Origin of the sequence: Novosphingobium chloroacetimidivorans (assembly GCF_014204535.1) — a bacterium.
Classification (GTDB): domain Bacteria; phylum Pseudomonadota; class Alphaproteobacteria; order Sphingomonadales; family Sphingomonadaceae; genus Novosphingobium; species Novosphingobium chloroacetimidivorans.
Genome location: NZ_JACHLR010000015.1, coordinates 51,004 through 71,232 on the forward strand (window position 1 = coordinate 51,004; position 20,229 = coordinate 71,232).

Below are 20,229 nucleotides of genomic sequence, written 5' to 3' on the forward strand. Positions count from 1 at the left end.
CAGCCTGCGCCGATGAGACGCCCCCGCCATCAGCGCCTGACCAACCCGCTGCGCCGTGCGCTGGCGGTGCCCGTCTGGGCCGACCTTGCCCTGCGCCTCGGCGCCGCGCTGGCGCTGGTGTTCTTCGTGGTGATGATCCACTGGCTCGACCGGGGAGGCCTGAAGGACACGCACGACGGCGCGGTCAGCTTCCTCGACGTCGTCTATTTCACGATGATCTCGATCACCACGACTGGCTTCGGAGACATCGCACCGGTCAGCGACAAGTCTCGCCTGATCGAGGCGGTGATCGTCACGCCGATACGCTTCGCGGTGATCTTCATCTTCGTGGGCACCGCCTATCAATTCGTGATCAGGCGCAGCTGGGAGAAATGGCGCATGCGCCGCATTCAGGAGAATCTGGCCGGGCACATCGTCGTGCTCGGCTACGGCGTCAGCGGCGCCGAGGCGGTCGGGGAGCTGATCGCGCGCGGCACGACACCGTCCGAAATCGTCGTCATCGACGCCGCCGAGGCTCAACTGCGCCAAGCGGAGGAGGTCGGCTGCAACGTGCTGGAAGGCGACGCCACCCGCGACGAGACGCTGCGCGCGGTGCGCATCGACCAGGCCCGCGCGGTGCTGATTTCGGCGGGGCGCGACGACACCTCGATCCTGATCATCCTCACGGCGCGGCACATGGCGCCGGGCGTGCCGATCACCGCCGTGGTGCGCAACGACGACAACGAACTGCTCGCCCGGCAGGCCGGCGCCGACAACGTCATCAATCCGGTGCGAATCACAGGACTGCTCCTCGCCGGCTCCGCGCAGGGGCGGCACGTGTCGGAATACCTGTCCGATCTCGCCTCGGTTGGCGGGCGGGTGCAGCTGGTGGAGCGGCCGGTGAGCGCGGAGGAAGTCGGCAAGCCGCTGTCACAACTGGCGAGCGGCGGACGCGGCTTGCGTATCTACCGCGGCGGCAAGGCGATCGGCTTCTGGGAAGAGGGCGCACAGCGGCTGGAACCCGGCGACCAGATCGTCGAGATCGCGCCGACGTGCGAGGAGGAGAGCAAGCCGGTGTCGGGTTGAGGCGAACTTCCTTGCGAAATCGCTAGCCTATTTCCACCGTCGCCCCCGCGCAGGCGGGGGCCCCGCTACTTTCTTCCTCGGTGGTGAAGTAGCAACAAAAAACGGGGTCCCCGCCTCCTCGGGGACGACGTGTAAGTGTCTGGTACAGCCAGACATGTAACTCACCCCAGCAACCAGAACACCACGCCCATCGCCAGATACGCCGCCAGCCAGAACCCGCAGTCGAGCACGCGCCGCATCGGCTCGGTGCCGTTGCGCGCATGCGTCAGCCATACCGCCGGAATGACGAAGAACAGCGCCACGCCGCCCGTCTGCATGAAGTAGAGCCAGGGCCTGGCGTCCAGAACCGCCGCGCCGATCCGTGCGAAGTTGTGACCCAGCATGATCGCTGCCAGCAGGAAGATCACGCCTGCCAGCCAGAACTTGCCGCTGCCCTGCACACGCCCGCTCAGCAGCGGTCGTCCGGTACGGAACAGCGGTCCGTTCCACACGAGCCCGACCGCGAGCGCCAAAGCCGCCGCCAGCACCACCGCCAGCCAGTTCACCGGACCCATCAGCCTCTCCTCCCCTGTTTGTTCTCTACGGTAGCGAGAATCGGCGAAGAGGTATATGGGCCCGCGTTCCATGGCATTAGAACTTCCCTCAGCCCCCAAGGTGGGCATGGTCAGCCTCGGCTGCCCCAAGGCGCTTGTCGATAGCGAGCGCATCCTCACGCGCCTGCGCGCCGACGGCTACTCCATGAGCGCGGACTACCAGGGCGCCGACGTGGTGCTGGTCAATACCTGCGGCTTCCTCGATTCGGCCAAGGAGGAAAGCCTGGCCGCCATCGGCGAGGCGATTGCCGAGAACGGCCGCGTCATCGTCACCGGATGCATGGGCAACGAGGCGGAGGTGATCCGTACCCGATTCCCGCAAGTGCTAGCGGTGACCGGCGCGCACCAGTACGAAGCGGTGGTCGAAGCGGTGCACCAGGCCGCGCCGCCCGAACTCAGCCCCTATCTCGACCTCATCCCGCAAGCCGCCGCGGACGAGCGCGGGATCAAGCTGACGCCGCGCCACTACAGCTACCTGAAGATCTCGGAAGGCTGCAATCACGCGTGCGCCTTCTGCATCATTCCGCAACTGCGCGGGAAGCTGGCCAGCCGCCGGATCGACGCGATCCTGCGCGAGGCGGAGAAGCTGGTCGCGTCGGGCACGCGCGAGTTGCTGGTGATCAGCCAGGACACCTCGGCCTATGGTGTCGACATCGGCCACGAGCCGCGCGACTTCCACGGCACGCCGGTGCGCGCGCACATGACCGACCTTGCCCGCGAACTCGGCGGCTTGCGCGCACCGGACGGCCAGCGCCCCTGGGTGCGGCTGCACTACGTCTACCCCTATCCGCATGTCGATGCGGTGATCCCGCTCATGGCTGAGGGGTTGTTGACGCCGTACCTCGACATCCCGTTCCAGCACGCCTCGCCCAGCGTGTTGCGCGCGATGAAGCGCCCGGCCAACGAAGCCAAGGTGCTCGACCGCCTGCGCAAGTGGCGCGAAATCTGTCCTGACATCGCGATCCGCTCCAGCTTCGTTGTCGGCTTTCCCGGCGAAACGGAGGCGGATTTCCAGTACCTGCTCGATTGGCTGGACGAAGCGCAACTAGACCGCGTCGGCGCCTTCCGCTTCGAACCCGTGGAAGGTGCAACCGCCAACGTCCTGCCCGACGCCGTTCCGGAAGAGGTCAAGGAAGAGCGCTACGCCCGCATCATGGAAAAGACCGCGGCGATCAGCGCCGCCAAGCTCGCGGCGAAAGTCGGCCGCGTGCTGCCGGTCATCATCGACGAGGTCGGGGAGCCCGACGAGGACGGCGACATCGGCGCCACCGGCCGCTCTCAGGCGGACGCGCCGGAAATCGACGGCGCGGTCTACTTGCGGCAGGTCGATTCTTCCACCGCACCGGGCGACATCGTCGAGGTGCTCATCGAGGATGCCGACGCGCACGACCTCTATGGAGCAGTAGTTACCACCTGAGCCTTGTTGCGAAAACTGCAACTCAGGCGTTTTCTTTCGCACTTGCAGCATGACGTAATCGTCAGCATAAAGGGCGTGCCTTTCAGGCATCCTCTCCCAAACTTTCAAAGGGCTGGTCTTCGGACCGGCCTTTTTTTTTGGCCTTGGATCTTCTCCTGCAAGGTGATGTTGCGCTTGCGAGGTGTGAGGGGCGCCACCGCTCGGAGAGTGCGCGGGCGAGAGGGTCGCGCCCTCGGTCGGCTTGCAGACTGCCACCTACGTTGGAGGGATCTGTCCTCCCCGGTACGGGGAGGGGGACCGCGCGAAGCGTGGTGGAGGGGAGTCTCCGCAAGGCGTGAGGCTGCCGGCGGGTTCCTCCAAGGTTTGCGGCAGGACGCGAGTCCCCACCACCACCAGCTTCGCTGGCGGTCCCCCTCTCCGCATCGGGGAGGACAGCCTTGATCCTCCCCTGCAAGGGGAGGTGGCGCGCCTGAAAGGCGTGACGGAGGGGTGTCACCGCTGGCGGAGTGCGCGACCGAGAGGGTTACACCCCTCCACCACTCACTGCGTGAGCGGTCCCCCTCCCCTTGCAGGGGAGGATCTAGGAAGCTGACAACTCGCCCACCTCTGAAGAGGGAGGGGTGGGCACAACTCGACCTCCGCCGGCGAATGCGGACCTTACGCCAAAAGGAAAAACTCACGACGGACGTGCGGCCGGCGCGGCCTGGCGCGACAGGCTTGGCTCGGGTTCCGGTTTGCGAACGGCTGGCGGGGGAACACGAAAGCGTGCCGCCAACTCGGCCTTGTTCGTGCGAAGCGCCGGCGGGCAAGGCTCGCGGGAACTGTGCCGGCTCCGGGCTGGAGTGCAGCCTCCAGGCGGGATAAGGCTTCGCATCTGGGGTGCAGGCGCCCGTCTCTAGGCGCCGGCCGCATGGTGCGGGGTTGGTCGAATGAGGCCTCGCTCACCCGCACCCGCCGTGTACCGGAGCCGAGCTTTCACTTGACTTCAGCGCTGCGGCATATAACCTAAATGGTTCACCATGTCAAGCCGGATCGTTGACCCCGCCCCCATCTTCCGACAACATGCCACGCCGGTTGCGTCAGGCATGGCACACCGTCAGCGTCGGCGCGCGGTGCTTGATGCGGCCGGACATGGCTCGGCCCAGGTCGATGCCGGATCGCTCGACCAGGCGGTATGTCAGGCTTGCCAGCAGGAGTGTCACTGTCATCGAGAGCGGCACCGCCCAGGCGGAAGGCACCACGCTGCGTATGGCGTCGTAAGTCTGGCCGTGCACGAGATAGACCGAGTAGCTGATCGCCCCCAGGTACGCCGCGATGGGATTGCACAGTAGCGGGCTGGCGCGCGCCCGTGGGATCAGCACCACCAGCAGGAACAGCGTGAGGCCGAACAGCCATGGGTACAGCGCCTGCGCGAATCCGACGCGGGCATGGCTGTGCAACTGGAAGGCGAGATAGAACGAGGGCACCAGCAGCAGCACGAACAAGGCCACGCTTGCCAGGAAGTGCCGCAGCCGCATTTCGCCTTCGGTAAGCAGGAACGCCTTGTAGCCGATCACTGCGGCATAGAGCATGAAGATCCGCCCGGCGGGGATGCGCACGCCAGTGGCCAGAGTCACCACCAGCGTGATCAGCGTCACGCCCACGATCGCGCGCTCCAACCGGCGGGCGACACCGGTGCGGCAGGTGGTGATGAAGACCGCGAACAGGCCGTACCACAGGAACTCGAGCGGCAGCGTCCACGCGGCACCGATGATCGGCTTCTCGCCCACGTACTCGGACACCAGCAGCAGCGCGGCGATCCAGCGGACGGCGTCGAACGTGGGGCGAGCGGCGAGACCCAGCCCAGTGACCTGATAGAAGGCAAACGGCACCAGGCACACCAAGTACAGGGGGTAGATCCGGCTGACCCGACGTATGGCGAAGTCGATCGGATTGAACCCGCGGGTCACCGAGAAGGGGATGATGAAGCCGCTGACGAAGAAGAACAGCGCGACCCCGGCGACACCTGGCTGGAGGGTTCGGACCACCTGCGTCATCACGCCGGTGCGGTGCTCGAAGTAGTGCTGTAGCACGACCATGGCAGCAGCGATGAAGCGCAGGCCATCGATGTAGGTGATGCGGCTGGTGTTCGTGGTCACACGTTGGATGGTATTAAGGGCGGCGCGGCAGCGGAATACGGGTAAATACAGGGCTAGCGAGCGACTTGATCCACGGTGGAGGCATCGTCGCCCCGGGTCGAGCCCGGGGCGACGTGGGCCTTCTTGCATTGCGTTTTGCCGATCCTGCCGCTAAGGGCCGGCGCTTCGCGGTGCCTCGGCGCCGTGGATTCGCGCGGGAGGAAGGGGCAGCCTTTCCGTTTGACCGCTTAACATGAGCCGGGGCCGCGCCTCGGCGACAGTGTGAAAGGAGGCCCCTCGTGGCCAAGAAGATCAACGGTTACATCAAGCTGCAGGTTGCAGCCGGTGCCGCAAACCCCTCGCCGCCGATCGGTCCGGCGCTGGGTCAGCGCGGCGTCAACATCATGGAGTTCTGCAAGGCGTTCAACGCGTCGACGCAGGAGCTCGAAAAGGGCATGCCGATCCCGACGATCATCACCGTCTACTCGGATCGCAGCTTCACCTTCGTCACCAAGACCCCGCCGGCCTCGTTCCTGATCAAGAAGGCCGCCGGCCTGAAGTCGGGCTCGAAGACCCCGGGCAAGGCGTCCGCCGGCACCATCAAGCGCTCGCAGCTCGCCGAGATCGCCCAGACCAAGATGGCCGACCTCAACGCGAACGACATCGACCAGGCAACCAAGATCATCGAAGGCTCCGCGCGTTCGATGGGCCTTGAAGTGGTGGAGGGCTGATCCGATGGCCAAGCAGACCAAGAAGCAGCAAGCCCTCGCCACCAAGCTGGGCGACAACCAGCAGCTCTATCCCGTCACCGACGCGATCACCCTGCTGCGTGACCTGGGCACCGCCAAGTTCGACCAGACTCTCGAAGTCGCGCTGAACCTGGGCGTCGATCCGCGCCACGCCGACCAGATGGTCCGTGGCATGGTCTCGCTGCCCGCGGGCACCGGCAAGACCGTGCGCGTCGCCGTGTTCGCCAAGGGCGACAAGGCTGCCGAGGCCGCTGCCGCGGGTGCCGACAAGGTGGGCGCCGAAGACCTGATGGAAGACATGCAGGCCGGCAACCTCGACTACGATCGCGTGATCGCGACCCCGGACATGATGGGCGTCGTCGGTCGTCTGGGTAAGCTGTTGGGTCCCAAGGGCCTGATGCCGAACCCGAAGCTGGGCACCGTGACGCCGAACGTTACCCAGGCGGTCAAGGACGCCAAGGGCGGCCAGATCGAGTTCCGCGTCGAGAAGCAGGGCATCATCCATGCCGGTCTCGGCAAGCTCTCGTTCTCGGACGCCGACCTGAAGACGAACTTCGACGCTTTCGTCGACGCCATCGTCAAGGCCAAGCCGTCGGGTTCCAAGGGCAAGTACGTGAAGAAGATCACGCTCTCGTCGTCGATGGGCCCGGGCCTGAAGATCGACACGACGGAAATCGCCGGCGCCTGACGCCAGCGCTTCCTAGCTGACAAGAGCAGGCCGGCGGGAGCGATCCCGCCGGCCTTTCTCGTCTTGGTTCCAGCAGCTTGGCGTTTCAAAGTGCAATTCGTCGCTACTATCCCGCATGCTGGCGCAAATAGCGGCTGCCGCGCGGCCCATCGGCAATCCGGGACTCCCGGAGCAGGCGAAAACGCCTTATATTCAAGGCAATGCTACACTCCCTTATGATCGGACGACGTGGGCTGGTGATGTCCGGCGCGGCTGCTGCCGTGAGCGCGCTCGCGGGCTCGTCGAAGCACTTGGTGGCTCCGGCAGCCAAGCCGACGGCTGCGCCTCAGGCGCCTTCATTGGCGCAGGCCCGCCCTGCAATGGTTCCCGCGGCACCGACACCCGAGCCACAGATCGTACGCGAGGCGCTCGCGGCGCTTGACGGGCACGGACGCCGGGTGCCGCATCATGACCGCATTGCCGTCGTGGACTTTTCCGTGCCCTCGGCGCAGCCGCGCATGAAGGTCATTGATATCGCCTCGGGCAAGGCGAAGGATTTCCTCGTGGCGCATGGCTCCGGATCGGACCCCGGGCACACCGGCTATCTGCACAAGTTCTCGAACGTGCCCGATTCAAACGCGTCCAGCCAGGGCGCCTTCGTGACCGCGGACTACTACGTGGGCAAGCACGGACGCTCGCAGCGCCTGCTCGGGCTGGATCCGACAAACAACAATGCGTTGGAGCGTGCGATCGTGGTGCACGGCGCCTGGTACGCCAACGCGGACATGATCCCCGCGCACGGCAAGCTGGGCCGCAGCCAGGGCTGCTTCGCCGTCGGCGAGACCGAACTTGCGGCACTGTTCGAACATCTCGGCCCCGGGCGGATGATCTACTCGGCCAAGGCCTGAGCCCGCGCGCTCCGCAGAGCCCGCTTCGGAACAGGGGTTTACCCCCGAGCGTTAAGCACCTGGAATCACGGGAGCAGGCGCTTGAGACATCACTTACTTCTGACGTGTGCGGCGTTGATCGGCCTGTCTGCGTGCAACCAGGTCGCTCCTGGCGGGGACAATGGCAAAGACGGCCAGCAGGCGGCCGCACCCGCAGCGGCGAACCAGAACGCGGACCAGTACAAAGGCTTCGTATTCACAGACGCGCCTGAGGCTGGACAGCCGTTCCAGGCACCGGCCAACATGGCGATCGAAGTGGCGCTGGATCGGCTCGGCTTCTCGTCCGGCGTGATCGACGGCAAGGCGACCCGGCTGGACACCGCGGCATTGAAGGGCTTCCAGCTCGCCAACAACCTGCCCGAGACGGGCAAGCTGGACGATGCGACCAAGCAGGCGCTGGGCGCTGCGGCTCAACTGCCCGCGACACGGATGGTGACCATTCCGGAGGAGTTCGCGCGCGGACCGTTCAAGCCGGACCTGCCGAAGGAAACGGGAAAGCAGGCCGGCTTTGACCACCTGTCCTACCGCAACCTCAGCGAAGCGCTGGCCGAACGCTTCCATACGACGCCCGAGATGCTGGCCGCGCTGAACGGCGGTCCGGGTGCGAAAATCGGAGCGGGCACGGCGATCCGCGTTCCCAATGTGGCGGACGCGGATGTGACGAAGCTGGGCAAGGATGAGCGCGGCTGGAACCAGACGCTGCTGACGCTCGGCGTCTCGCCCGAGCAACCGCAGGCCGACCGGGTCGAGGTCTCCAAGTCCGCCGGGACGCTGCGGGCCTACGACGCCTCGGGCAAGCTATTGGTGCAGTTCCCGGTCACGACCGGCAGCAAGCACGATCCTCTGCCGCTGGGGGACTGGAAGATCCTGGGTGTCAGCAAGAACCCGGACTTCCATTACAATCCCAAGCTGTTCTGGGACGTGAGCGATTCCAAGAAGGACGCGCTGCTCAAGCCCGGTCCGAACGGGCCGGTCGGCGTAGTCTGGCTCGATCTGTCGAAGGAGCACTACGGCATCCACGGCACCGGCGAGCCCGCCTCGATCGGGCAGAGCGAAAGCCATGGCTGCGTACGCCTGACCAACTGGGATGCGGCGCGGCTTGCGCAGATGGTCAAGGCCGGCACCAAGGTCGTGTTCAAGGCCTGAGGTGGCATCGCGCGGCGTGGCGGCCGCGCGATCCTCCCGCAACGGCCGGAGTAGCCGCCCCATTTACGACATGCGCGAACCGGTGTACTCGCAGTGCTGTACACCTGTACAGCACAAGTTCCGGGAGCTGCGGCTGATGGCCATTCACTTCGAAAATATAAAGCAATTCATCGGCTCGCGTGTGTCGTGGGACGATCGCGCCGACGTGTTCACGCCCGACGCGGCAGACGCGATTCGCCAGAAGGTGGAAGAGCGGACTGTCCTTGTCTTCCCGCAGATCGACCTGACCGACGAAGAGCAGCTCAAGATCACCGACCTCATGGGCGGCAAGGTCCGCCTGACCGGCCGGTTCAACAAGCAGGACAACGACGAGGACGTCTACCAGGTCACGCTGGACGAAAAGATCAACCCTCAACCGGAATATGTGCTGGGCACCTTCTTCTGGCACATGGATGGCATCACGGTCGACATGCCGCCGCCGTTCGCGACGCTGCTGTCCTGCCGGATCGCGCCCGACAAAGGTGGCGAAACCGAGTTCGCGAGCACGTACGCGGCCTATGAAGGCCTGCCCGACGAGGAGAAGGATGCGCTCGAGGGGCTGAAGGCGGTCCACTCGGTTCGCGCCAGCCTCTCGCCGATCGCGGACGCCATACCCGAGAAGCACCGCGAGAAGGTTCTGGGCATCGGCCTGATCAAGGAGCACCCGGTGATCTGGACCCATGCTTCGGGTCGCAAGTCGATGGTGATCGGCACCACCGCAGACCATATCGTCGGCATGGATATACCAGCCGGCCGCGCGCTGCTGATCCGACTGCAAGAGTGGGCGGCCCAGCCGGCCTTCTCGCTGCGCCACAAGTGGACCAAGGGCGACTTCGTAATCTGGGACAACACCGGCGCGATGCACCGGGCGATCCCTTACGACAAGTCGACGGGCCGCATGATGCACCGCACGTCGATCGCCGGCACCGAGGCCGTGGCAGCCTGATCATGACGTCGTCCCGGGCTTGACCCGGGACCGGTTTCGGCAGTGATGAACCTGTCGGCGAGATGCTGGCGATGGGGGCATGGACGGACGACGCCGCGGACGGTGGTGGCCGGGGTGTAACCCTATGGTCGCGCACTCCGCCGATGGTGACACCCTCCGTCAGTCCTGCGGACTGCCACCTCCCCTTGCAGGGGAGGATCTGATGGTGCTTAGCGTCCGGGCTTCGGAGGGAACTGCTTGGGCAGCGAATGGCGGTGGGATTTGGCGTCCGATCGCCAGTCCATATCTTCGCCGGCAACCTCTCGTCAGGCCGAGACTCCCCTCCACCACCTTCGGTGGTCCCCCTCCCCGTACCGGGGAGGACAGCAAGGGTTCTTGCTTGGAATGGCGGATCGGATATCCGCTGTTCTGGCTTGCCGCGGAAGCGCGGGGGCCGGCTCAGTTCGCCGCGAGGTTTGCTGCGGTGTAGCACTCGATGACGTACGCCAGCGGCTTGCCGTCGGGCAGCAGCAGCCGTGCGCGGTGGGTTGAGATCGTGCCGGCGGGACAGGTGTCTGCCCGGCCCGGGACCGTCGGCAAAGGAACCCGGCGGAAGGCGAGCGCTGCCACCACTTTGCCGAACGGCGTGTCGGTGGTGCGCAGCGCATCGCGCATCTCAGGCGTGAGGCGTGCGGGAACGTACCAGTTCCAGGCGATCGAAAGCGCCTTGTCGCCACAGGACAAGCGCACGTGGCGGATCGCCACTGCATCCCTGGCATCGACACCGAGCCGCTTGCGCACCTGCGCCGAAGCTCGGCCGGTCGACGTGCCCAGACTTTGCGCCCGGATGATCGCCGGCGTGGCGATGCGGCGGCGCCCGCACCACTCCTCGAGCGCGCGGGTCGCGCTGTCGTGACGGGCCAGGACCGCTTCGAAGGTCGCAAGAGGAACCGTGGACGGGTTCGCGGCCAAGGCGGTGGCAACCCCGACGGTAGCAGTCATGAGCATGCCCGGCAGCGCCTTTCGTCCAGCTATTCATGACCCCTAGCAACTTGGGCTTGATCCCCGCTTCCGCTCGACCTTCGTCCGACTACCGCCGCCGAGCCGCGGTAGGAGAGATAACGAAGGGTTCCTGAGCCGGGCCCGTGAACAGAGCGCTAGATGCCGCCGACGACGGCAGCCTTGTCGATCGCAGCCAATCCCTCGGCCAGGGCCCGGGTACAGGCGGCGAGCTGATCGGCCTCGGTCGAGCGGACGACGAAGTTGGCGCCCGTGCGGCCCTCCCGCCAGAAGGGATAGCTGCCGATCTGGCAGCCGGCATGCGCCTTCTCGGTCTGGCGCAGCAGGTCGGCGACCTCGCTTTCCGCGACCCACGAACCGATCGTCTCGGTCAGCAGAGGCGCGCCACCCTCCAGCGTGCCGGTGAGCGCCTCCAGCATGCCGGCCGTGATCTGTGGCACTCCCGCCATGATGAACAGGTTCTGGAACTTGATGCCCGGTGCGCCGGTGTAGCGATTGGGGATCAGCTCGGCGCCCTCGGGCACGCGCGCCATGCGCAGGCGTGCATCGTTGAGGCCGCCGCGCGTCTGGTAGTACTCTTCCAGGATCGCGCGCGCTTCGGGATGGACGATGACGGGCACGCCCACCGCCTCGGCGATCGCATCGACGGTGATGTCGTCGTGCGTCGGCCCGATGCCGCCGGTGGTGAAGACGTAGTCGTTGCGCGCCCGCAAGGTGTTCACCGCCTCTATGATCGCGCCGGTCACGTCCGCCACGACCCGCACTTCGGAGAGGCGGATGTTCTGCACGCCCAGCCAGCCGGCGATCTGCGCGATGTTCTTGTCATGCGTGCGTCCGGAGAGGATCTCATCGCCGATCACGATCAGCGCTGCGGTGTAGATGCGGGAAGATTCGGCCATGGGAGCAAGGCCTAGGACAATTGGCGTTCGCCTGCCACCCGCACGCGCAACATCTGGCGGGCTGCCATCGTCGTCTTGCTTGCCCGCGGCGGGATCGCCATCAGCCCGCCAGCAGCACTGCCGGAGCCTCGATCAGCTTCTTCAACGCCTGGGCGAAGCTCGCCGCGTCCCAGCCGTCGACCACGCGATGGTCGCAGCTCATGGAGATGTTCATCAGCTTGCGCTTCTCCACCCGCTCGTGCCCGTCGGGCCCGGCCACGTACATCGGCCGCTCGACGATGCGGTTGGGGCCGATGATCGCCACCTCCGGACGGTTGATGACCGGCGTGGTCGCGACGCCGCCCATCGGTCCCAGCGAAGTGACGGTAATGGTCGAGCCGGACAGCTCGGCGGACTTGGCGCTGCCGTCGCGCGCGGCTTGCGCCAGGCGGCCGATCTCGGCGGCGAGCTGCCACAGGTTGCGATCCTGCGCGTCGCGGATCACCGGCACCATCAGGCCCGCCGGCGTCTGCGCGGCGAGCCCCAGGTGCACCGCGCCATAGCGCGTCACCACGCCCGCCTCGTCGTCGTAGTGCGCGTTGAGCATCGGGAACTCGGGGATCAGGCGGCAGATCGCGGTGATCAGGAAGGGCAGCATGGTCAGCTTCGGGCGATCTCCGCGGCTGGCGTTGAGCTGCGCCCTCGCCTCTTCCAGCATGGTGACATCGTACTCCTCCACATAGGAGAAGTGCGGGATGTTGCGCTTGGACGCGGCCATGTTCTCGGCGATGCGGCGGCGCAGCCCGATGACGCGGACCTGCTCGTCCCGCCCCTTGCGACCGGCCGGCTGGAACCCACCTGCGGCGTTGTAGGCGAGGAACTGGTCGAGGTCGGCATGGCGCACGCGGCCATCCTCTGCGGGGCGCACTTCGCCAAGATCGATGCCGAGGTCCTGCGCCCGCTTGCGCACGGCAGGGCTGGCGAGAACCTTGGCCGCAACCTTTGTGCGCGGGCTCACCTCCCTCTCCTCTGAAGGGGAGAGGGTCGGGGAGAGGGGCTTTTTCTCCACGGCGGGGCGCGGTGCCGGCCCCTCTCCCAACCCTCTCCCCTTCAGAGGAGAGGGCTCAGGATCGGCCTGGATCGCCCTGTCGGCATCGCCCGCATCCGGGTTCTCGGCCTCGATACGCTCTGCGATCACCTCCGCCTTGGGTGCGGGCGCTGTCGCGGCGGAAGGATCGCTTGCGCCCTCCTCGTCCTCGCCCTCGGTTTCGATCACCACCAGCGGCGATCCGATGGCGATCACGTCGCCCTCCGCGCCGGCGACCTCGATCACCTTGCCCGAAACCGGGCTTTCCATTTCGACCGTCGCCTTGTCGGTCATCATATCGGCGACGCGGTCGTCTTCCTCGACCATGTCGCCCACCTTGACGTGCCAGGCGACGATCTCGGCCTCGGCGATGCCCTCGCCGATGTCGGGCAGGCGGAATGTGTAGCGGCCCATCGGATCAATCCTTCAAGAGCCGATCGACCGCCTCGCCGATGCGGACGGGACCGGGGAAATAGGCCCACTCAAGGCTGTGCGGGTAGGGAGTGTCGAAGCCGGTCACGCGCTCCACCGGCGCTTCCAGGTGGTAGAAGCAGCGCTCCTGCACCAACGCCGAGAGCTCCGCGCCGAAGCCGGACGTGCGGGTCGCCTCATGTATCACCAGACATTTGCCGGTCTTTTCCACAGAGGCTTGCACAGTCTCGATGTCGAGCGGCACCAGCGTGCGCAGGTCGATGATCTCGGCGTCGACGCCCTTTTGCGCCAGCACGGCCTCGGCGACGTGGATCATGGTGCCGTAGGCGAGCACCGTCATCGCCGAACCCTCGCGCACCACGCGCGCCTTGCCGAGCGGGATCTTGTAGTATCCCTCCGGCACCTGGCCGCCGGGATGCGCCTTCCAGGTTTTCGAGGGGTTGTCGTAGTAGCCGTCGAACGGACCGTTGTAGATGCGCTTGGGCTCGAAGAAGATGACCGGATCGTTGTCCTCGATCGCGGCGATCAGCAGCCCCTTGGCGTCGTGCGGGGTGGACGGGATGACGGTCTTGAGGCCGGCGACATGGGTGAACAGCGCTTCGGGGCTCTGGCTGTGGGTCTGACCGCCGAAGATGCCGCCACCGAATGGCGAGCGGATGGTCATCGATGCGGTGAACTCGCCAGCAGAGCGGTACCGCATGCGGGCCGCCTCTGACACGAGCTGGTCGAGCCCGGGATAGATGTAGTCCGCGAACTGGATCTCGGGCACCGGGCGCAAACCATAGGCCGCCATGCCCACCGCCGCGCCGACGATGCCGCACTCGTTGATCGGCGAATCGAACACCCGGTGCTTGCCGTATTTCTTCTGCAGACCGGCGGTCGCCCGGAACACGCCGCCGAAGTAGCCGACGTCCTCGCCCAGGATCACCACGTCGGGATCGCGTGCCATGGTGATGTCGAGCGCCTCGTTGATCGCCTCGATCATGTTCAGCGCGCGTGCGGGCGCGTCCGCCAGGCTGACGGGCTCTTCCTCGATCATGAGCGCGACTCCGGCACTTCGGGCTTCCAGTCGGGGAACTTGGTCCGGCGCTCGCGGATGGCCTGATCGGCCTGCTCTTCCAGGTGCCAGGGCAGTTCCTCAAACACGTCCTCGAACATGGTGTGGAACGGGTGGTGCATGCCGTGTCCCAGGATGCCGTTCTTCTCGGCCTGCTTGGTCGCGGCCTTGACCTCTTCGGCGACTTCGCGGTCCATGGCGGCGTGCTGGTCCTCGGACCATTCGCCCAGAGCGATCAGGTGGCGCATCAGGCGGGTGATGGGGTCGCCGAGCGGCCATTCCTCCCGCTCCTGCACCGAGCGATAGGCGCTGGGATCGTCGGAGGTGGAATGCCCCTCCGCGCGATAGGTAAAGTGCTCGATCAGCGTCGGCCCGCCGTTGGCGCGGGCACGGTCGGCGGCCCACTGCATCGCCGCATAGACCGCCAGGATATCGTTGCCGTCGACGCGCAGGCCGGCGATGCCATAGCCCTCGGCCCGCGCCGCGAACGTCGCCCGCTCGGCTCCGGCGAACCCGGAGAAGCTGGAGATCGCCCACTGATTGTTGACGATGTTGAGCACCACCGGCGCATTGTAGACGGCCGCGAATGTCATCGCAGCGTGGAAGTCCCCTTCCGCGCTCGAGCCTTCGCCGACGAAGGCGGTGGCGATGCGCGTGTCGCCCTTGATCGCACTCGCCATCGCCCAACCGACCGCTTGCGGATACTGCGTCGCGAGATTGCCCGAGATGGTGAAGAAGCCGTAATCGCGCGCCGAGTACATCACCGGCAGCTGCCGGCCTTTCAGCTTGTCGGCCCGATTCGAGTAGATCTGGTTGACCATCTCGACCAGCGGATAGCCGCGCGCGATCAGGATCCCCTGCTGGCGATAGCTGGGAAACACCATGTCCTCGCGGTCCAGCGCAAAGGCGGTTGCGATCGAGATCGCCTCCTCGCCGGTGGACTTCATGTAGAAGCTGGTCTTGCCCTGGCGCTGGCTGCGGTAGAGCCGATCGTCGAAGGCGCGCGTCAGCGCCATCGACCGCAGCATCCGGCGCAGCGTCTCGGGATCGAGCTTGGGATCCCAGGGGCCCACCGCGCGGTGCTCGTCATCCAGCACGCGGATCAAGTCGACGCACAGCGGCTTGGTTTCGATCGGATCGCAGGTCTCGTCGGGACGGGTCTGGGCGCCCGCTGGCGGCACCACGATGTGCGAGTAGTCGACCTGGTCGCCGGGGCGGAACCGAGGCTCGGGAACGTGCAGCTGCAACGGCGGCAGGTTGCCGCGAGATCGCGCAGGTGCAGAGCCGCTATCGGCCATCGTCGTCTCCCTAGTCGCGAAGCCCCACATTCGCTGGTGAAGCTTTATTCCAAGTGGGCGTCATAATATTTCGTGCCAGCGCAATGTCAATCAGACCGCGACCGGTGCCGCGATGTGCGCCTGGGGTGCATATCCCCTCACCTCCAGGTCCTCGATCCGATAGTCGAACATGGACGCAGGACGACGGGTGAAGCGCAGCGTGGCGGAGCCCTCCGGCGTTCGGGCAAGCTGCTGTTCGACGAGCGGCGCATGGTTGAGGTACAAGTGCACATCGGCTCCAGTCCAAACGACCTCGCCCGGCTCAAGGTTGCACTGCTGCGCCAGCATGCGGGTCAGCAACGCCAGCGACCACATGTTGAAGGCGAAACCGAGGCCAAGGTCGCAGCTCCTCTGGAACAGCATGCCCGAAAGACGGCCGTTCGCGACATGGAACTGGTAGGTCTTGTGGCACGGCGGCAACGCCATGGCGTCCAGCTCAGCGACGTTCCAGCCTTCGATGATGTGGCGGCGGCTGCCGGGATTGCGCGTCAGGCTATCCACCACTTGCGCGACCTGGTTGATGCCCGGACCGCGGCGGAACAGCCCGTCCCCCTCAGCCTGATAGGTGGGCCAGTCGACCCACTGCTTGCCATAGACGGGCCCGAGATCGCCCCAACGCGCAGCAAACGCCTCGTCCTCGACGATCCGGCGCGAGAACGCGGCGCAGTCGATCTCGTCGCCAGTCTCGCGCCGATAGCGATCGAGCGGCCAGTCGGTCCAGATCTCCACCCCTTGCGCGCACAGCGGGCGGATGTTGGTTTCGCCGGTGAGGAACCACAGCAGTTCCCTGCTGGCGGTCTTCCAGTAGACGCGCTTGGTGGTGAGCAGCGGCATGGCGCCGTGGGCAAGATCGAAGCGGATCGTCTCGCCGAACAGCGACCGCGTGCCGACACCGGTGCGGTCGACCCGCTCGTCGCCATGTTCCCAGATGCGGCGCATCAGATCGAGGTACTGCCACTCCCAGTGGCGCGTGGGCTGGTTCATGCAGGACTGGTTAGGCCCGTGTGGCGACGGTGCCAAGCGGGCCGAGTGCTCCCGTGATCGCGCCTGGAGCGACGATGAACATATTCCACCAACCCGCTTGCCCTGCCCGGATTCGCTCTCTATAGGCGCGCTCCTGCCTCGAGCCGGTGCAAGCCGGATTTCGATCGGTCGGGGAGTAGCTCAGCCTGGTAGAGCACTGTCTTCGGGAGGCAGGGGCCGGAGGTTCGAATCCTCTCTCCCCGACCATTTCACCACCATTTTGCTGAATGCCGTCGCGACGCATGCGCGATCCCCCCGTTGGGGCGCATGCCGCATCGCGCCTCGTGGCCTGGTTAACCTGCTTCTAAGCATTCCCCTGTACGTCGTGGCTTCCGGGCCGGGAAGGGGTGCGCGCATGGGTTTGTCGGACTGGCTGATACGGAAGGTCGATCAACTGCACGGCAAGGCGCACTACTTCGTCGCCTCGATCGCGCTGATGGGAACGCTGCTGGTCGGCTCCTCGCTGATCGCCTGGCGATCGAGCGAGGAGCAGCGCCATCTCGCGACCGCCTATACCCAGACCTTGCGGGTGCTACGCGCCGCCAACGAGGTGAAGATCGGCACGCTCAATACATTGCGCGGCGAAGGCGGCTTTCTGCTCACCGGTGAGGGAAGCGAACTGGAATTCTACTTTTCCGGTCGCCGCCGATTGGCGCAGAGCCTCGACGAACTCGACCGCTACGCCGTCGGGGGGGAGGAGCAGAAATCCATCAACAGGCTGCGCCACGAAGTCGGGACGTTCCTGATGAGCGTGGACGAGGTCGTGCGCATCGCCCGTGCCGGGCGCATGAACGAGGCCCGATCCGCGGTCGGTCCCGCCGGCATCCGCAGCGGGATTGCGGCCATCGATAGAACGGCGGACGGCATTCTCGAGAACGAGCGAAGCCGGCTCTTCGATCTGCGCTCGCATGTCGAGCGCGTCACCCGCACGCTGCTGCGGTTCTTCTACCTCATGTCGTTCGCCGGGCTTTGCCTGCTGGTGCTGGCGGTGCTTTCGGCGGTGGCCCTGCGCCGCTCCTTCGCCCGCGAACGCAGCTACCAGGCCGAATTGCGCAAGCGCGCGGAAACGGACGAGCTCACCGGTGTCGCCAACCGGCGCGAGATCCTGGCCTACCTCGACAAGCGCATCGCCGAGGCACGGCGGCTCAACACGCCACTCTCTTTCGCCATGTTCGACATCGACAACTTCAAGCGCGTCAACGACACCCACGGTCACGCGGTCGGGGACGAGGCGATCCGCCACGTCGTCAGCCATGCGCAGGGGGCCACCCGCATCAACGATCGCATCGGCCGCATGGGCGGCGAGGAGTTCGGCGTCGTCCTGCCCAAGTCATCGGAAGACAACGCCTATGTCGTGTGCGAGCGCATGCTGAACCGCCTGCGCGCCAATCCTTTCGCGGCCGGCGACGACCTCCAGCTGATGGTGACGATCAGCACCGGCATCGCCAGCCTTACCGACGAGGACGACGCCGCCAGCCTGATCGAGCGCGCGGACAAAGCGTTGTACGAGGCGAAGCGAAGCGGGCGCGATCAGGTGCGGATGGCGGCCTGACGCTGCTCTGAGTATCTGCCCCTGCCTCTTCACCCGCCTCGCAACAGCTGCACGCCCCAGTCCCGCTCGAACAGGTAGAGCAGCAACCGCGCCGCCTCTCCGCGTTCGCCGGCGAGGCCCCCATCGCGCTCGATCAGCAGGCGCGCATCGTCGTGGGCGATCGGCAGCAGCTTCTGGATCTGCTCCAGCGTCGCGACCCGGAACGGCGTGTCGCCCGACTGGCGCGTGCCCAGCAGTTCGCCGCCGCCGCGCAGTTCCAGGTCCTCCTCGGCGAGGCGGAAGCCATCCTGCGTCTCGCGCATGAGGGCGAGGCGCTTGCGGCCCGTCTCGGAGAGTTCGGCGCCACGCAGCAGCAGGCAGACCGACGCCGCCTGTCCGCGTCCCACGCGCCCGCGAAGCTGGTGAAGCTGCGCCAATCCGAAGCGCTCCGCCTGCTCGATGACCATCAGAGTCGCATTGGGCACGTCCACGCCCACCTCGATCACGGTGGTGGCGACCAGCAGCTTCGCCCCGCCGGAGGCGAAGCGCTCCATCGCTGCGTCCTTCTGCTCGGGCCGCAGCTGGCCATGCACCATGACGACATCGTCGCCGAACCGCGCCTTCAGCCCGGCGTAGCGCGCCTCGGCCGCGGCGATGTCGTCCGCTCCCTGGTCGCCGCCGCCCTCGCGCACCATCGGACAGACCCAATAGGCCTGGCCGCCGCCCTCCAGGTGCCTGGCCAGCGCGCCGAGCACATCGTCCATCCGCTCGACCGAGACCACCCGCGTGTCGATCGCCTGGCGTCCGGGCGGCAGCTCGTCGAGGCGCGAGACGTCCATCTCGCCGTATTGCGCCAGGGTCAGCGTGCGGGGGATCGGCGTCGCCGTCATCGCCAGGAAGTGCGGCGTGCGCCGGCCCTTCTTGGCCAGCAGCAATCGCTGGCTGACTCCGAAGCGGTGCTGCTCGTCGATCACCGCCAGCGCCAGGTTCTTGTAGGCCACCGCCTCCTGGAAGATCGCATGGGTACCGACCAGGATGTCGATCGAACCATCCAGCAGCCCCATCAGGATCGACTCGCGTGCCCGGCCCTTGTCGCGGCCGGTCAGCAGTGCGATCTCCACTCCGGTGCCCTGCGCCATGCGCATCAGCGTCTCGTGGTGCTGGCGCGCCAGGATCTCGGTCGGCGCCAGCATCGCGGCTTGCGCGCCCGATTCCACCGCGATCAGCATCGCCGAAAGCGCCACGACCGTCTTGCCCGATCCGACGTCGCCCTGCAGCAGCCGCAGCATCGGCGCGGCTTGCGCAAGGTCGCCCTCGATCTCGGCGATGGAGCGCGCTTGCGCGCCGGTGAGCGCGAACGGCAGCTTCAGCTTGGCTCGCAAAGCCCCGTCACCCACCAGCGGCGTGCCCTTCTGCGAGCGGTTGCTCATCCGCACCAGCATCAGCGCCAGCGCGTTCGCCAGCAGCTCGTCGTAGGCCAGGCGATCGCGCGCGAGCGGGTCCATGCGGCGGTGCGCCGTCTCCAGCGCCTCGCGCCAGCGCGGCCAGCCCATGCGTTCGACCAGCCCCGGCTCGCACCACTCGGGCAGCTCGGGCGCCACCTTCAGCGCCTGTTGCACAAGGCCGGTGATCCGCCCCAGCGTCATGCCTTCCGACAGGCCGTAGACCGGCTCACGCACTTGTCCAGCGAGCCCCGAGGCGCTTTCCGCCACGTGATCCGGATGCACGATCTGCAGCATCTGCCCGTACTGGTCGAGCCGCCCGGCCACCCAGCGCTGCTCGCCCACCGGCAGTGCCTTCTTGCCCGAGTACGCCGCGCGGCCGAAGTAGCTGATCGCGCAGACGTTGCCGCGCGCATCCTCCGCCAGGACACGGAACGGCCCGCGCCCTGCGGATGAGCGATGTTCCCGCACGGTCAGCGCGACGATGATGTTCTCGCCCACTGTCGCCTCGTCGAGATCGGCCACCGCGTGGCGCTCCACGAAGCGTTCGGGCAAGTGGTAGGCGAGGTCGCGCACCCGGGTGAGGCCGAGCTTTTCCAGCGGGCGCATCAGCTTGGGGCCGACGCCGTCCAGCGTCTCGGTCTCTCGGAACAGGGGGTTGAGCGCTTCGGGCCGCATGCGCGCCTCTTAGCCCGTGTGCGGAGCGTTTCGCCAGAGCGCAAGGGAACGACACGCCAGGCCAGCTCTTCTTCACATG

At 66.6% G+C, this 20,229-nt stretch carries 17 protein-coding genes and 1 tRNA gene; 9 read left to right on the forward strand and 9 right to left on the reverse strand.

What is annotated here, in order from left to right; genetic code table 11:
• Positions 1-12: 12 nt before the first annotated feature.
• Positions 13-1,065, forward strand: a complete 1,053-nt coding sequence (locus HNO88_RS15930) for a potassium channel family protein (protein ID WP_184247704.1) — start codon at positions 13-15, stop codon at positions 1,063-1,065.
• A gap of 161 nt (positions 1,066-1,226) precedes the next feature.
• Here HNO88_RS15930 and HNO88_RS15935 read toward each other — a convergent pair whose 3' ends face one another.
• A complete protein-coding gene (locus tag HNO88_RS15935) occupies positions 1,227-1,619 on the reverse strand; it encodes a DUF1761 domain-containing protein (RefSeq protein ID WP_184247707.1) in 393 nt (130 codons plus the stop codon).
• 70 nt (positions 1,620-1,689) lie between these two features.
• On the opposite strand from HNO88_RS15935, the gene rimO reads away from it, so the two are divergent.
• Positions 1,690-3,075, forward strand: a complete 1,386-nt coding sequence (gene rimO, locus HNO88_RS15940) for a 30S ribosomal protein S12 methylthiotransferase RimO (protein WP_184247710.1) — start codon at positions 1,690-1,692, stop codon at positions 3,073-3,075.
• A 1,079-nt stretch (positions 3,076-4,154) separates the two neighbouring features.
• Here the strand turns inward: rimO and HNO88_RS15945 are convergent.
• Positions 4,155-5,213 carry an acyltransferase family protein gene (locus tag HNO88_RS15945; RefSeq protein WP_184247713.1) on the reverse strand — a complete coding sequence of 353 codons (1,059 nt, stop codon included), beginning with the start codon at positions 5,211-5,213 and terminating at the stop codon, positions 4,155-4,157.
• 278 nt (positions 5,214-5,491) lie between these two features.
• On the opposite strand from HNO88_RS15945, the gene rplK reads away from it, so the two are divergent.
• From rplK to HNO88_RS15970, 5 genes are all read left to right on the forward strand, one after another.
• A complete protein-coding gene (gene rplK, locus HNO88_RS15950) occupies positions 5,492-5,923 on the forward strand; it encodes a 50S ribosomal protein L11 (protein ID WP_184247716.1) in 432 nt (143 codons plus the stop codon).
• Between the two features lie 4 nt (positions 5,924-5,927).
• Complete coding sequence (gene rplA / locus HNO88_RS15955) at positions 5,928-6,629, forward strand: 50S ribosomal protein L1 (protein ID WP_184247719.1); 702 nt, start codon at positions 5,928-5,930, stop codon at positions 6,627-6,629.
• Between the two features lie 215 nt (positions 6,630-6,844).
• The gene (locus tag HNO88_RS15960; RefSeq protein ID WP_246381882.1) at positions 6,845-7,516 is read left to right on the forward strand and encodes a murein L,D-transpeptidase catalytic domain family protein; all 672 of its coding nucleotides are present in this window, start codon (positions 6,845-6,847) and stop codon (positions 7,514-7,516) included.
• A 117-nt stretch (positions 7,517-7,633) separates the two neighbouring features.
• Complete coding sequence (locus HNO88_RS15965) at positions 7,634-8,701, forward strand: L,D-transpeptidase family protein (protein WP_376768780.1); 1,068 nt, start codon at positions 7,634-7,636, stop codon at positions 8,699-8,701.
• A 136-nt stretch (positions 8,702-8,837) separates the two neighbouring features.
• Complete coding sequence (locus HNO88_RS15970) at positions 8,838-9,686, forward strand: TauD/TfdA dioxygenase family protein (RefSeq protein WP_184247722.1); 849 nt, start codon at positions 8,838-8,840, stop codon at positions 9,684-9,686.
• 438 nt (positions 9,687-10,124) lie between these two features.
• Here the strand turns inward: HNO88_RS15970 and HNO88_RS15975 are convergent, their stop codons facing one another.
• The 6 genes from HNO88_RS15975 to thyA all read right to left on the reverse strand — a co-directional run bounded on the left by HNO88_RS15975 (position 10,125) and on the right by thyA (position 16,460).
• The gene (locus HNO88_RS15975; RefSeq protein WP_184247725.1) at positions 10,125-10,673 is read right to left on the reverse strand and encodes a chorismate--pyruvate lyase family protein; all 549 of its coding nucleotides are present in this window, start codon (positions 10,671-10,673) and stop codon (positions 10,125-10,127) included.
• Between the two features lie 149 nt (positions 10,674-10,822).
• On the reverse strand, positions 10,823-11,584 hold the full coding sequence (locus tag HNO88_RS15980) for a competence/damage-inducible protein A (RefSeq protein WP_184247728.1): 762 nt from the start codon (positions 11,582-11,584) through the stop codon (positions 10,823-10,825).
• Between the two features lie 100 nt (positions 11,585-11,684).
• Entirely contained in the window at positions 11,685-13,064 is a 1,380-nt protein-coding gene (locus HNO88_RS15985; RefSeq protein ID WP_184247732.1) for a dihydrolipoamide acetyltransferase family protein, read from the reverse strand.
• A gap of 4 nt (positions 13,065-13,068) precedes the next feature.
• Positions 13,069-14,121: an alpha-ketoacid dehydrogenase subunit beta gene (locus HNO88_RS15990; protein WP_184247735.1), complete on the reverse strand. Its 1,053-nt coding sequence runs from the start codon at positions 14,119-14,121 to the stop codon at positions 13,069-13,071.
• Positions 14,118-15,437 (reverse strand): 3-methyl-2-oxobutanoate dehydrogenase (2-methylpropanoyl-transferring) subunit alpha, encoded by a 1,320-nt coding sequence (locus HNO88_RS15995; protein ID WP_184247738.1) that lies wholly within the window; start codon positions 15,435-15,437, stop codon positions 14,118-14,120. The genes HNO88_RS15990 and HNO88_RS15995 overlap by 4 nt, the downstream gene beginning before the upstream one ends.
• A gap of 90 nt (positions 15,438-15,527) precedes the next feature.
• Positions 15,528-16,460 (reverse strand): thymidylate synthase, encoded by a 933-nt coding sequence (gene thyA / locus HNO88_RS16000; RefSeq protein ID WP_184247741.1) that lies wholly within the window; start codon positions 16,458-16,460, stop codon positions 15,528-15,530.
• 169 nt (positions 16,461-16,629) lie between these two features.
• Between thyA and HNO88_RS16005 the strand changes: the two genes are divergently transcribed.
• Positions 16,630-16,706: transfer RNA gene (locus HNO88_RS16005), tRNA-Pro, on the forward strand.
• A gap of 148 nt (positions 16,707-16,854) precedes the next feature.
• On the forward strand, positions 16,855-18,051 hold the full coding sequence (locus tag HNO88_RS16010; protein WP_184247744.1) for a diguanylate cyclase: 1,197 nt from the start codon (positions 16,855-16,857) through the stop codon (positions 18,049-18,051).
• 29 nt (positions 18,052-18,080) lie between these two features.
• Here the strand turns inward: HNO88_RS16010 and recG are convergent, their stop codons facing one another.
• Positions 18,081-20,150, reverse strand: coding sequence for an ATP-dependent DNA helicase RecG (recG, locus tag HNO88_RS16015; RefSeq protein WP_184247747.1), 2,070 nt, complete (start codon positions 20,148-20,150; stop codon positions 18,081-18,083).
• Positions 20,151-20,229 lie beyond the last annotated feature (79 nt).